The sequence below is a fragment of the Vibrio sp. CJQ_6 genome, from assembly GCF_043106745.1.
GTDB classification, from domain to species: domain Bacteria; phylum Pseudomonadota; class Gammaproteobacteria; order Enterobacterales; family Vibrionaceae; genus Vibrio; species Vibrio furnissii.
On sequence record NZ_JBICMV010000036.1, the window covers coordinates 214,241 to 228,473 of the forward strand.

Below are 14,233 nucleotides of genomic sequence, written 5' to 3' on the forward strand. Positions count from 1 at the left end.
CTTAAGGCAGAAATGGCTAAGCATTTTAAATCTAATCAGAATAATTATCTTAAGGATCCTGTTATGGCTACCCTATCTGATGCTCCAATGACATCCACCACAGCCACTCGCATCGAAGAAGATCTATTAGGTCAACGTCACGTACCGGCCGACGCTTACTACGGCATTCACACCCTGCGCGCAATGGAAAACTTTAACATCTCGAATGTCACCATTTCAGATGTACCAGAGTTAGTGCGCGGTATGGTGATGACCAAAAAAGCAGCTGCACTCGCAAACAAAGAACTGAGCGTAATTCCTAAGGATGTGGCGAATTACATCATTCAAGCGTGTGACTTGATTCTGGAAACTGGCAAATGTATGGACCAGTTCCCTTCAGACGTCTTCCAAGGCGGCGCAGGCACTTCTGTGAACATGAATGCGAACGAAGTGATTGCGAACGTTGCGCTTGAGCTCATGGGCAAAGAAAAAGGTCAATACGAGTTCGTGAACCCGAATGACCATGTGAACAAGAGCCAATCCACTAACTGTGCATACCCAACCGGTTTCCGTATTGCGGTATACAACAGCGTGCTGAAACTGATTGACGCGATTGAATACCTCAAAGGCGCATTCGAACTGAAAAGCGTTGAGTTCAAAACTATCCTGAAAATGGGTCGTACTCAGCTTCAAGACGCTGTTCCAATGACTGTTGGCCAAGAATTCCACGCTTGGGCAGTAACACTGAACGAAGAAATTCGTGCCCTGCAATACACCTCAAAACTGCTGCTTGAAGTGAACATCGGTGCAACTGCGATCGGTACTGGTCTGAACGCGGCACCAGGTTACCAAGCGGCTGCGATCAAACACTTGGCTGAAGTGACTGGCCTTGAAGTGGTTCCAGCAGAAGACTTGATCGAAGCAACATCTGACTGTGGTGCGTACGTGATGACTCACGGTGCACTGAAACGCCTTGCGGTGAAACTGTCTAAAATCTGTAACGACCTACGTCTGCTGTCTTCTGGCCCACGTGCAGGTCTGAACGAACTGAACCTACCTGAGCTTCAAGCAGGTTCTTCTATCATGCCAGCAAAAGTAAACCCAGTTGTGCCAGAAGTGGTCAACCAAGTGTGCTTTAAAGTGCTTGGTAACGACAACACTGTATCGTTCGCAGCCGAAGGCGGTCAGCTACAGCTGAACGTGATGGAACCTGTGATCGGTCAAGCGATGTTTGAATCCATTTCACTGCTGTCTAACGCGTGTGTGAACCTGCGTGACAAATGTATCGATGGCATCACAGTGAACAAAGAAATCTGTGAAGGCTACGTGTTCAACTCAATCGGTATCGTCACTTACCTGAACCCATACATTGGCCACCATGAAGGTGACATCGTGGGTAAAATCTGTGCTGAAACCGGTAAGAGCGTACGCGAAGTTGTGCTTGAGCGCGGCCTACTGACTGAAGAAGAACTGGATGACATCTTCTCAGTAGAAAACCTGATGCACCCACAATACAAAGCAAAACGCTACGAATAAGCACTTCTCGATCAGGCCCCTTTCCGGGGCCTGTTTTGTTCGTATTTTTGGTGATACGCAACGGACCTGCTCCAACCGCCCCTGTTTTAATTATCTGAGGATTTATCCCCCTGAGTTCTCAGATAATTAAATTAATAATATTAAACGAGGTATCACTATGGTTTGGGTTGAACTGTTAGTTGTTCTGCTCTTTATCTTTTTGGGAGCACGTATCGGCGGTATCGGGATCGGTTTTGCCGGTGGCGCTGGTGTCATTGTCCTGTCTCTTGTTCTGGGCGTTCCGACCAGTCAAGCTTTCATTCCCGTCGACGTTATTCTGATTATCATGTCCGTGATCACAGCGATTGCTGCCATGCAGGTTGCTGGTGGGATGGATTGGCTTGTACAGATCGCGGAAAACTTTTTACGTAAACACCCTGAACGCATCACCTTCTACGCCCCAATCGTGACATTCTTCATGACACTGATGGCGGGTACTGGCCACACTGCATTCTCAACACTACCTGTGATTGCTGAAGTGGCGAAAGGCCAAGGCGTACGCCCATCACGTCCGCTGTCTATCGCGGTGGTCGCCTCACAAATCGCGATCACCGCCTCGCCAATTTCTGCTGCCGTGGTTGCTTTTGCCGCGATGCTGGTACCATTTGGCGTGGACTACTTAACCCTGCTGGCCATCTGTATTCCAACCACATTCGCGGCCTGTATGGTCGGTGCGTTTGTGGCGAACTTCATGGGTTGTGAGCTGAAAGACGATCCGGTTTACCAAGAAAACCTCGCCAAAGGTTTGGTGAAACTAGACAACGACCACAAGCGTGAAATTCTACCAACGGCCAAACCAGCAACTTACATCTTCCTTGCTGCGATTGCGTTTGTGGTGTGTTACGCCGCTGCAATTTCGTCTTCTGTCGGTCTGATTGAAAACCCAGCGCTTGGTCGTAACGAAGCGATCATGACTGTGATGCTTGCCGCTGCGGCAGCCATCGTGATGGTGACCAAAATCGACGCGTCTAAAATTGCATCTGCTGCCACCTTCCGCTCTGGTATGACCGCATGTGTGTGCGTTCTGGGTGTGGCATGGTTGGGTTCAACCTTTGTGAACGCGCACGTAGATGGCATCAAAGAAGTGGCTGGTGCCCTGTTGGCGGACTACCCATGGATGCTGGCATTGGTGTTGTTCTTTGCGTCGATGCTGCTTTACTCACAAGGGGCAACCACGGTTGCGCTGATGCCTGCAGCATTGGCGATTGGTGTGGCACCGCTGACTGCAGTTGCATCTTTTGCAGCCGTGAGCGCGCTGTTTGTACTGCCAACTTACCCAACCCTGTTGGCGGCAGTCGAAATGGATGACACCGGTTCAACTCGCATTGGTAAATATGTGTTTAACCACGCATTCTTTATTCCAGGCGTGGTGACCATTGCATCGGCAGTGGCCTTTGGCTTCCTGTTCGGTGGCCTGTTCATCTAGAGAATAAAGTGCAATCAAGGGGAGCTTCGGCTCCCTTTTTTTATGACTCGAGACTGCCCGCGCGACCCGCCTCTTTTTACGCCACCACCGGTTGCCTATCGAATCCACGAATCGGTGCGCTCAAGCGACTTGATTTAAATCAAGCATTAGTGCAAAAGTTATTTTTTACCCGCTGAATTTTCAACTGAATAAAATTCCCCTGTTTGAAATAGACGAAATAAAATATCGCTTATATTCGCGAACAACCTGAATTAATCAAGAATAGAATTCCATTATTTATACACAATTACCCTGACTTATTTTGAGTCTAATTTTGGCCACGAATCACCACTCAATAATTTGTGAACCACCGCTAAGATAATCCCCACCAGCCTCTTTAGAATTTATTTAACGATGAAGCGTTATTCACTTCATCACCATGAATAAAAATAAGATTTTTTGCCATATTTATTAATTTTCCTTAAGCTTTATTTCACTTAATACGTTGCCATATTCGATAATATTGCAATTAAGGTTTTCTAAGTTACTGATTTGAGATGCCGGTTGGACGATGTAACCTATCTATTTTTGTTTTCGCGCCAATATAGGTATGCATCGCCCCGCTCAAAACGGGCCTGAGAAAACAATCCGGTGAATAGAGAATATTAGCCACCAAACGCGTTCAGAGCGTTCTATTTTCTGAATGTAAGGAGACAGCTATGACAACCCAAACTGCACCCACAGAACGTAAAGGCGGCTTTCTGGCCAACTTTAAGTTCCCCTCCGCCTACACCATTCTCTTTGTGTTGATCGCCCTGGTGGCGATGCTCACCTGGATCGTGCCCGCCGGTCAGTACGACCGTGCCATGAACGAAGATCTCGGCCGTGAAGTGCCCGTTGCTGGCACCTACCACGCCACCGAAGGCAACCCACAAGGCGTGATTGATGTTTTGCTTGCGCCGATTGACGGCTTCTACGATCACAACAGCTATGAAGCGGCGGCGATTGACGTGTCGCTATTCATTCTGGTGATTGGTGGCTTCCTTGGTTTGGTGACCAAAACCGGAGCGATTGACGCCGGTATTGAACGTGTCACCGCACGCTTGGAAGGCCGCGAAGAGTTGATGATTCCCATTCTGATGGCGCTGTTTGCCACCGGCGGGACTGTGTATGGCATGGCGGAAGAATCCCTGCCGTTCTACACCTTGTTGGTGCCGGTGATGATGGCCGCTCGTTTTGACCCTGTGGTGGCCGCTGCGACCGTTTTGCTCGGCGCAGGCATTGGTACCCTTGGTTCCACCATCAACCCGTTTGCAACCGTCATCGCGGCCAATGCGGCGGGCATTCCCTTCACCGATGGCATCTGGTTACGCGTGGCGATGCTGATTGTGGGTTGGATCATCTGTGTCATGTACGTCATGCGCTACGCCAAAATGGTGCGTGCCGACCAAAGCAAATCCATCGTGTTTGATAAATACGAAGAGAACAAAGCGCACTTCCTGGGCAGCCGCAGTGGTGAAACCTTGGAGTTCACTGGCACGCGTAAAGTGATTCTGACTATTTTCGCGGCTGCGTTTGCCGTGATGATTTACGGGGTCTCCGTCGCCGGATGGTGGATGGCGGAAATCTCGGCCATGTTCCTTGGCGCGACCATCATCATCGGTTTGGTCGCTCGCATGAGCGAAGAAGAGTTTACCTCAAGCTTTATTGATGGCGCCCGTGACCTACTGGGTGTGGCTCTGATCATCGGGATTGCACGCGGTATCGTGGTGGTCATGGACCGCGGCATGATCACCGACACCATTCTGAATTCAGCCGAACAACTGGTGACTGGCCTGTCATCGGTGATTTTCATCAACGTGATGTACTGGTTGGAAATCCTGTTGTCGTTCTTGGTGCCTTCTTCATCTGGTTTGGCCGTCCTGACCATGCCGATCATGGCACCATTGGCCGACTTTGCAGGCGTGGGTCGTGAACTGGTGGTGACCGCTTACCAATCTGCGTCCGGTATCGTCAACCTCATCACGCCCACTTCAGCAGTGGTGATGGGTGGCTTAGCGATTGCCCGTGTCCCTTACGTGCGCTGGCTAAAATGGGTCGCCCCGCTACTGGGCATTCTGTGTGTGCTGATCATGATCATGCTCAGTGTCGGTGCCTTTATGTAACCGAGTTCGTGCCCCCGAGGCCTGTCACACCAAAGCCTCTACGGCTCACCAAGCCGCGCTCAGCGCGGCTTTTTTCTGCCCGCCATCTCATGATCCATGGCACAGGGTTCTGCGCCATGACGGAGCAAGAGACGCCATCAGGACGCCGTTTCTCTTTCGTCCTTTATCTTTTGTCCGCGATTTGTCGCCTCAGTCGTCCGTTCCCCATCTTCTGCGACCCAGCTTCGGCCTCCAATCATTCGGCCTCAATCTTTCGACACCAGCTTTTGCTGCTCGCCTTTCAACAGCAAATACGCCTCGACTACACAGTTCGGCGCATCCATGCCGCCGTCTTGAATCCAGTCGGTTCAACGCGTGGATAATTAGTGCCAAACGCGGAAATATTATTCTGCCGCATTTTTTCATGCGCGCGTGATGCACAATATTCGGATTCAAAATGCGACGTTTTTTATCATCACCCCAAACTTTGGACGTGTATTTTCAATTGTCTCAGATCAATATTTTGCACGATATTTTTGTTACAACACGGCCATTCGCGGCGGTTAAAGTCACTATCTACCCTTTAGAAATGCATACTTCGGTCGTTCAACAAGCCGAATAAATCAAATTAAATTGCATAAACTTCCCCAACTATCAATTCATCTCACTCATTTCATGAATATTCTTTATTTTGCTCGATTAAATTTCCGTAAATGACGCGCATTCACCCAAGCGTATCAATCCCTATTCGATGAATAAACATTGTTAAAAAGGACTATTTTTGGCGGTCATTTATTAAAAATCGAACTGTGATCGTTCTCTAAGAAAGGCCTCTCTCACTGGGTAATATGAATATCAGAACGAAACAATGAATTAATTAAAAGCTAATTTAAATTCATTACCTAACCCTACAAATAAATATGTATTTCAAATTAAGAAATACACAGAAAATAAGAGAGATACGATTATGAGTAAGTTATACGTAGGTTCTGAAATCGGTCAATTACGTCGCGTTTTAATTCACCGTCCACGTCGCGCACTCACCCACCTGACGCCATCAAACTGTCACGACCTGTTATTTGATGACGTTTTGGATATCGAACGTGCGGGCAAAGAACACGATGTGTTTGCCCAAACACTTCGCGACCAAGGTGTGGAAGTATTGCTGCTCACCAATTTGCTTGCAGAAACACTGGATGTGCCGGAAGCCAAAGAATGGCTGCTGAATACGCAAATTTCTGATAACCGTTTTGGTCCAACGTTCGCCAACGATCTGCGCTGCTACCTTGCAGATCAACCCCACATGGAATTGGCGAAAATTCTGACCGGCGGTCTGTCTTACGGTCAGCTACCCATCAAATCGTCTTCTATTTTACAAACCATGAACAAGGCGAACGATTTCATCATCAAACCGTTGCCAAACCACCTGTTCACTCGTGACACCTCATGCTGGGTTTACGGGGGTGTATCCATCAACCCAATGGCGAAAGTGGCACGCCAACGTGAAACCAACCACCTGCGTGCAATTTACCGCTGGCACCCAACATTCGCCGGCCAAGACTTCATCAAGTACTTCGGCGACGAAGAACGCAACTACGACAAATCCACCATTGAAGGCGGTGACGTTCTGGTAATTGGTCGCGGCGCTGTGCTGATTGGTATGTCAGAACGTACCACGCCACAAGGGGTTGAGCAGTTGGCTTCTTCTCTGTTCAAACATGGCCAAGCCAAACAAGTGATCGCACTGGAACTGCCAAAAGATCGTTCTTGCATGCACTTGGATACGGTGATGACACACATGCGTGAAGACACCTTCTCTGTGTATCCAAACGTGATTCCAGATGATGTGAACTGCTGGAGCCTGACCGGTGATGAATCTGGCCGCGTGAAAGCGACCCAACAAGCGTCTTACATTCACACCATCGAAAACGCATTGGGCGTCGACAAACTGAACATGATCACCACCGGCGGTGACAGTTTCGAAGCCGAACGTGAACAGTGGAACGATGCCAACAACGTGTTGACCGTTCGTCCTGGCGTGGTGATTGGTTACGAACGTAACACCTACACCAACGAAAAATACGACAAAGCCGGCATCACCGTTCTGCCAATTCCGGGTGATGAACTGGGCCGCGGCCGTGGCGGTGCTCGCTGCATGAGCTGCCCAATTGAACGTGATGACATCTAGTGACTAACTCGGGCCGGGGCTGACCTTCCTCTGCCAGCTTCGGCCCACATAATAAGAGATATAACCATGACTAAACAAACAGTAGTCGTCGCATTAGGTGGTAACGCATTGCTTCGTCGCGGTGAACCGTTAGAAGCGGATGTTCAACGCCACAACATTGAAATTGCAGCCAAAACCATTTCTGAAATTGCCAAAGCGTACAACGTGGTGTTGGTGCACGGTAATGGTCCACAAGTGGGATTGCTCGCGCTGCAAGGTTTGGAATACAAGAAAGTAAGCCCTTACCCACTTGACGTGTTGGGTAGCGAAACTCAAGGCATGATCGGTTACATGCTGATGCAGGAATTCAAAAACCTGCTGCCAGAACGCAACGTGACTTGCATGCTGACTCAAATGTCGGTCGATCCGAACGACCCGGCCTTTGCCGACCCGACCAAACCGATTGGTCCAGTCTACGAAGAAGCCGAAGCGCGTGAAATGGCCGAGAAGTACCACTGGACGGTGAAACCGGACGGCAAATACTTCCGCCGCGTGGTGCCAAGCCCACAACCCACCGGCATCATCGAACATGAAGCGATCACTAAGCTCATCGATGAAGGTCACTTGGTGATCTGTACTGGCGGTGGCGGCATCCCAGTCAAACGTGAAAACGGCAAACTGGTCGGTGTGGAAGCGGTGATCGACAAAGACATGTCAGCCGCGTTCCTTGCCAAACAGATCGGCGCCGATGCACTGCTGATCCTGACCGATGCTGATGCGGTGTACCTCGACTGGGGCAAACCAACTCAAACTGCACTGCGCAACACCACCCCGTCTGAGCTGGCGAAATACCAATTTGATGCAGGCTCCATGGGGCCAAAAATCGAAGCGTCCTGCGAATTCATTCGCAAAGGCGGCACCGTGGTTGGCATTGGCGCGCTACAAGATGGCTTGCGCATTCTGGAAGGCCAAGCAGGCACCAACATCACTCGCGATCAGTAATCACCCGTGCAGCGTCACTGGTAATCAAACATTGAATTTTCAGCGCTTAGGCAAGATGGCGTAAGCGCTTCCCAGATGAGGATAAGATCATGGCTTTTAACCTACGTAACCGTAATTTCCTGAAACTACTCGACTTCACACCACGCGAAATTCAACACATGTTGGATCTTGCCGCTGAACTGAAAAAAGCCAAATACAACGGCTATGAACAGCCACGCCTGACTGGCAAAAACATTGCACTGATCTTTGAAAAAACCTCCACTCGTACCCGTTGTGCATTTGAAGTGGCGGCATTCGACCAAGGCGCGCAAGTGTCTTACCTTGGCCCCTCAGGCTCTCAAATTGGTCACAAAGAATCGATGAAAGACACCGCCCGCGTGCTGGGTCGTATGTACGACGGCATTGAATACCGCGGTTTCGGTCAAGCGATCGTTGAAGAGCTGGGTGCACATGCCGGTGTACCGGTATGGAACGGCCTGACTGACGAATTCCACCCAACGCAAATCCTCGCTGACTTCCTGACCATGATGGAACACAGCCGTGGCAAACAACTGCACGAAATCAAATTCGCTTACCTTGGTGATGCGCGCAACAACATGGGCAACTCATTGATGGTCGGCGCCGCTAAAATGGGCATGGACATTCGCCTCGTGGCACCTAAACAATTCTGGCCGACTGAAGAATTGGTTGCGACTTGCCGCGAAATCGCCAAACAAACCGGCGGTAAAATTACCCTGACTGACGATGTGCAAGAAGGTGTGATTGGCTGTGACTTCCTCTACACCGACGTGTGGGTGTCTATGGGCGAAGCGAAAGAAGCGTGGGCAGAGCGCATTAACTTGATGCTGCCTTACCAAGTCAACATGAACGTCATTAAAGCAACCGGCAACCCGCATGTGAAATTCATGCACTGCCTGCCAGCATTCCATGGCGAAGACACCACCGTGGGCAAACAACTGGCACACGACTACCCAGTGCTGAAAGACGGCTGCGAAGTGACTGACGAAGTGATCGAATCCGACTACTCCATCGTGTTCGATGAAGCGGAAAACCGCATGCACACCATCAAAGCAATCATGGTGGCAACACTCGGCGACTAAGCCAAAAACCAAAACTTCCTTTACCTACCGACCAATGCGGGCTGAATAAAGCCCGCATTTTTTTTCAGCCTTTTTTCAACGCTTTTTCGGCAAAAACCACCACCAAGCCAGACGCATAAACTGGCGGGTAAAATGCAGAACATTTGGGTAAAATTCGCATAAAAATCCATAACTTGAATATTTTTCAAAAGCTATTGCACCGGTGATTTTTGTCCGTATAATCCTCCGCAATTTGTCTACAGGGAACAAAAAATGAGCGTATTCAATCGAGCATCGCGTTTGAAAAGCCGTCCGTATTGGGCGTGTCACGCCGTTTTGTTTTGCTGTGGTGATCGTTGTTAAAGCCTCCTATTTCAGGGGGCTTTTTTTTGAGTTTTTTTCGTCCTCAGCCCATCGGCCGAGCCATGAACCCACACAAAAGGAAGAGACGTTATGGCACACTCGCTGTTTAACCGACACATCATTTCGATTCCAGAATTCACACGCCATGAACTGGAACTTATCGTCGATACGGCCGCCCGCCTCAAAGCGGAACCTAACCCTGAGCTGCTGAAAAACAAAGTGGTGGCGAGCTGTTTCTTTGAACCCTCCACCCGCACCCGCCTGTCGTTTGAAACCGCAGTACAACGCCTCGGTGGCACCGTGATTGGCTTTGACAACGGCGGCAACACCTCGCTGGCGAAGAAAGGCGAAACGCTAGCCGATTCAGTGCAAGTGATTTCCTCGTACGTCGACGCGTTCGTGATGCGCCACCCGCAAGAAGGTGCCGCGCGTCTCGCTTCCGAGTTCTCCAACGGCGTGCCAGTGGTCAACGGCGGTGACGGCGCCAACCAGCACCCGACGCAAACCTTGCTCGATCTGTTCTCGATTTACGAAACACAAGGCACGCTGGATAACCTCAACGTCGCATTCGTCGGTGATTTGAAATATGGCCGCACCGTGCATTCGCTGACGCAAGCACTGGCGAAATTCAACAACATTCGCTTCTTCTTCATCGCCCCCGAGGTCTTGGCGATGCCCGATTACCTGTGCCAAGAACTGGAAGAAGCAGGCATCGCGTTCAGCACTCACGCCAGCATTGAGGAAGTGGTGCCGGAGCTGGATATTCTGTACATGACTCGCGTGCAAAAAGAGCGCTTTGACGAGTCCGAATACGCGCACATGAAATCGGCGTACGTCCTCTCGGCCGACACACTCAAAGCAGCGCGCGCGAACCTGAAAGTGCTCCACCCGCTACCCCGCGTGGACGAAATCACCACCGACGTGGATCACACCCCTTACGCCTACTATTTCCAACAGGCCGAGAACGGCGTTTATGCCCGCCAAGCCCTACTCGCCCTTGTTCTGAACCCAAATCTATAAGCAGGAGATGTCATCATGGTAAAAGAGAACCAACTACAGGTAGAAGCGATCCGCAACGGCTCAGTGATTGACCACGTTCCTGCCAACCTCGGCATCAAGATTCTGTCGCTGTTCAAACTGCATGAAACCAATCAACGCATCACCATCGGCCTCAACCTGCCCTCGTCTGCGCTGGGTCATAAAGATTTGATTAAGATTGAGAACGTCTACCTGAGCAAAGAGCAGGCCAACCAACTGGCGCTGTACGCACCGAATGCGACCGTGAACCAAATTGAAGAGTATCAGGTGGTGAATAAACTGACGCTGGCACTGCCTGAGCGCATCGACGGCGTGTTTGCTTGCCCGAACAGCAACTGCATCTCACACGGCGAGCCGGTCAACAGCCGCTTTCGCGTGATTCTGAAACAAGAAAATGTGCAGCTCAAATGCCACTACTGTGAAAAAGTATTCTCGCGCGAAATCATGACCGAGAACTGATTCACCGCCAGCCACTCAGCCGCCTACGTTGGCGCTGAGTGGCTCCCCGCTCACCGCACGCAATATTGCATAAAGTTACATCACTTCAACATAAAATACCAAGCATGACATATTTATCCGAATTATTGTTTGGTGATCCTATTCAAAAAGCCACATTGTGAATAATGGTAAGCTGCTGCCATCAACGATAATGATCCCAGTGCTCAACACAGGTTTCCCGCCCATGCTGCGATGTGCATCGTGGGTGGATGTCGCACTCTAAGGCTTTGGGAGTGTGCTGACAGGGTATGGAATACCAGATTGTCTCGCGCCTAGGCGTGACTGGATAAGGAGTTACCCGTGAACAGAAAAATGCCTCACAGTGCACTCACGTATGAGGATGAATCTCTGGCGGCGGCGTGCAAACGCCTGCTTCAACAGCAGAGCTTTGCCAATCAAAATGAACTGCGTGAAAAACTCATCGAACTGGGCTTTGAGGGCATCAGTCAATCGACGGTGTCGCGCCTGCTGTCACAGCTTGGCGTGGTGAAAGTACAAAATGCCTGCGGTAAGAAAGTTTATTGCATCACGGTGGAAACCGCGCCGGTGCGCGTGGAATCCTCCATCGCCTCGCAGATTGAATTTATCACTCACAACCAAGCGATTGTGGTGGTCAAAACCCATCCCGGTAGCGCGCAGTTGGTGGCGCGATTAGTGGACATCGACCCGCACAGCGAAATTCTTGGCACCGTGGGCGGCAATGACACCGTACTGGTGATCCCGCGCGACGCCAACAATGTGGAAGCGTGCGAACACATCGTCAAAACCCGCCTCGGCGTGGCCTAACTCAAGCACCCGCCCTGTGCGGGTGTTTGCCCACGGTTTTTCAGCAAATTGACGCCATTTGCGACCCAACATGAAACCAAATCCCCTTTCCACCGGTCTCATCAAACAACCCCCCCAAACACCATGGGTGCGCCTGATGTTGCACAGAATTTGACACCAACAAACGCAGTCGCGGATTTTTTGGGTATAGTATGACCGTCCACTTTTTCAGAATGTCTCGATAATGCGTATATTTTTGTCTTTTTTTCTGCTGCTGTGTGCCGCACTCAGCCAGCCCGCACTGGCCGCCTTTGGCAACAGCAATCCGCTGGCGCTGGGCAGTCACTCGCGTTTTGTCACCGTCGATGAAGCCTTTCCGTTCAGCTATTTCCAGCAAGGCAATCAGGTCTATCTCGATTGGCAGGTCAAAGACGGCTACTACCTGTATCAGGATCGCATCAGCATCAGTGCAGACAACGTCACACTCGGCGACTATCAGTTGCAGCAGGGCCAGCCGTATCACGATGAATTCTTTGGGGATGTCACCATTTACACCACACCGCTGTCTGTCACGCTGCCACTGCGCGACTATCAGGACGGTGCGCGACTGATTGTGCAGTATCAGGGCTGTGCCAAAGCCGGCTTCTGTTATCCGCCGGAAACCCGCGTGATTACGCTCGACAGTTTCAGTTTTGATCAGCCAGCCGAAGTCACGCCCGCACCATCGGCCTCGACGAACAGCGCAGCCGTCACCACAGGCAACGCACCAGCGTCTCAACAGGATTCTCTGGCATCACAACTGGCCGATGCTTGGTGGACGCCACTGCTGTTTTTGCTGCTCGGCATCGGGCTGGCGTTTACCCCATGCGTGCTGCCCATGTATCCGATCCTAACCAGCATTGTGCTCGGTGGCGGCCAGTTGTCGCACCGCCGCGCACTGCTGCTCAGTGTTGTGTATGTACAAGGCATGGCGCTGACCTACACCCTCCTCGGGTTGGTGGTCGCTTCAGCCGGATTGCAATTTCAGGCCGCCTTACAGCATCCGTACGTGCTGATCGGCCTCAGCGCGCTGTTTGTGCTGCTCGCCGCCTCCATGTTCGGCCTTTACACCTTACAACTGCCCAGCCGCGTCCAGACTTGGCTGAACAACCTCAGTAACCAACAACAAGGCGGCAGCCTCGCGGGCGTGTTTGCCATGGGGGCGATTTCCGGTTTGGTGTGTTCCCCTTGCACCACAGCGCCGCTGTCCGGCGCATTGCTGTATGTGGCGCAAAGTGGCGATTTGCTCACCGGTGGCGTGGCGCTCTACGCACTGGCTCTCGGCATGGGCATTCCGCTGATTCTGGTGGCGGTGTTTGGTAACCGTCTGCTGCCCCGCGCAGGCATGTGGATGGAACGCGTCAAAACGCTGTTTGGCTTTATTCTGCTCGCCGCGCCGATTTTCCTTTTGGAGCGCCTGCTGCCTGAATTCTGGGCCACCGCGCTGTGGTCTCTGCTTGGCATCGCCGCATTTGGTTGGTTGTACCATGTTAAAAACAGCCTGCCGTTTGCGGGCTGGAAGCAGAGCCTGCTGGGCATCATCGCCATGCTCGGCCTGCTGGCCTCTGCCCAGCCGCTCCTGAACCATTGGCTGCTGCCAGAACACGCAGCCACGCAGGCACAGCCAGCGATTGCGTTCACCCGAATTGCGAATGTTGACGACCTCAACCGTGAATTAGCCAACGCCAAAGCGGCGGGCAAACCAGTGATGCTCGATTTCTACGCCGACTGGTGTGTGGCGTGTAAGGAGTTTGATAAGTACACCTTCCACCATCCGGATGTAGAGCAGAAATTGAAAAACTTTGTCTTACTTCAAGCCGATGTAACACGAAATCAACCGCAAGACATTGAATTACTGAAACAAATGCAAGTGCTCGGCTTGCCGACTATCGAGTTCTGGAATGCGCAGGGCGAACGCGTTTCAAACGCGCGCATCACTGGCTTTCAGCCCGCCGAGCAATTTTTACAACATCTCAAAAACCATCAGCTATAACGGGTCACCGTTTTGGCATGGCAGATATTTTAGTCAATGAAGGAAGTGACTGAAATATCTGCCTAATTTTCACGCTCCCACAGGCACACACGACCAGCGATCGTGCAATGCAACCACTGCCTAACAACATTGTGTGCGCCGTGCGACACCTCCGCCCCCGCTCCACCCCGCGCCTCCCCCTTCAAT

The 14,233-nt window shown here is 51.1% G+C and carries 10 protein-coding genes; all 10 read left to right on the top strand.

The features are described 5' to 3' along the window. The first annotated feature begins 63 nt into the window (after positions 1-63). The gene (aspA, locus tag ACF8PK_RS21350; protein WP_004728506.1) at positions 64-1,515 is read left to right on the top strand and encodes an aspartate ammonia-lyase; all 1,452 of its coding nucleotides are present in this window, start codon (positions 64-66) and stop codon (positions 1,513-1,515) included. Between the two features lie 157 nt (positions 1,516-1,672). After that, a complete protein-coding gene (locus ACF8PK_RS21355; protein ID WP_004728505.1) occupies positions 1,673-2,980 on the top strand; it encodes an anaerobic C4-dicarboxylate transporter in 1,308 nt (435 codons plus the stop codon). 698 nt (positions 2,981-3,678) lie between these two features. Beyond that, on the top strand, positions 3,679-5,124 hold the full coding sequence (locus ACF8PK_RS21360) for a YfcC family protein (protein ID WP_004728504.1): 1,446 nt from the start codon (positions 3,679-3,681) through the stop codon (positions 5,122-5,124). Between the two features lie 946 nt (positions 5,125-6,070). Continuing rightward, positions 6,071-7,291 (top strand): arginine deiminase, encoded by a 1,221-nt coding sequence (gene arcA / locus ACF8PK_RS21365; RefSeq protein WP_004728502.1) that lies wholly within the window; start codon positions 6,071-6,073, stop codon positions 7,289-7,291. Positions 7,292-7,357: 66 nt separating this feature from the next. Further along, complete coding sequence (gene arcC, locus ACF8PK_RS21370; RefSeq protein ID WP_014204301.1) at positions 7,358-8,272, top strand: carbamate kinase; 915 nt, start codon at positions 7,358-7,360, stop codon at positions 8,270-8,272. Between the two features lie 89 nt (positions 8,273-8,361). Next, positions 8,362-9,372 (top strand): ornithine carbamoyltransferase, encoded by a 1,011-nt coding sequence (gene argF / locus ACF8PK_RS21375; protein WP_004728500.1) that lies wholly within the window; start codon positions 8,362-8,364, stop codon positions 9,370-9,372. 432 nt (positions 9,373-9,804) lie between these two features. Further along, entirely contained in the window at positions 9,805-10,734 is a 930-nt protein-coding gene (gene pyrB, locus ACF8PK_RS21380) for an aspartate carbamoyltransferase (RefSeq protein WP_004728499.1), read from the top strand. Between the two features lie 15 nt (positions 10,735-10,749). Then, on the top strand, positions 10,750-11,211 hold the full coding sequence (gene pyrI, locus ACF8PK_RS21385) for an aspartate carbamoyltransferase regulatory subunit (protein ID WP_004728498.1): 462 nt from the start codon (positions 10,750-10,752) through the stop codon (positions 11,209-11,211). Between the two features lie 351 nt (positions 11,212-11,562). Next, positions 11,563-12,036 (top strand): arginine repressor, encoded by a 474-nt coding sequence (locus ACF8PK_RS21390; RefSeq protein ID WP_172475432.1) that lies wholly within the window; start codon positions 11,563-11,565, stop codon positions 12,034-12,036. 223 nt (positions 12,037-12,259) lie between these two features. After that, entirely contained in the window at positions 12,260-14,047 is a 1,788-nt protein-coding gene (locus tag ACF8PK_RS21395) for a protein-disulfide reductase DsbD (RefSeq protein ID WP_392443473.1), read from the top strand. The last annotated feature ends 186 nt before the right edge of the window (positions 14,048-14,233 follow it).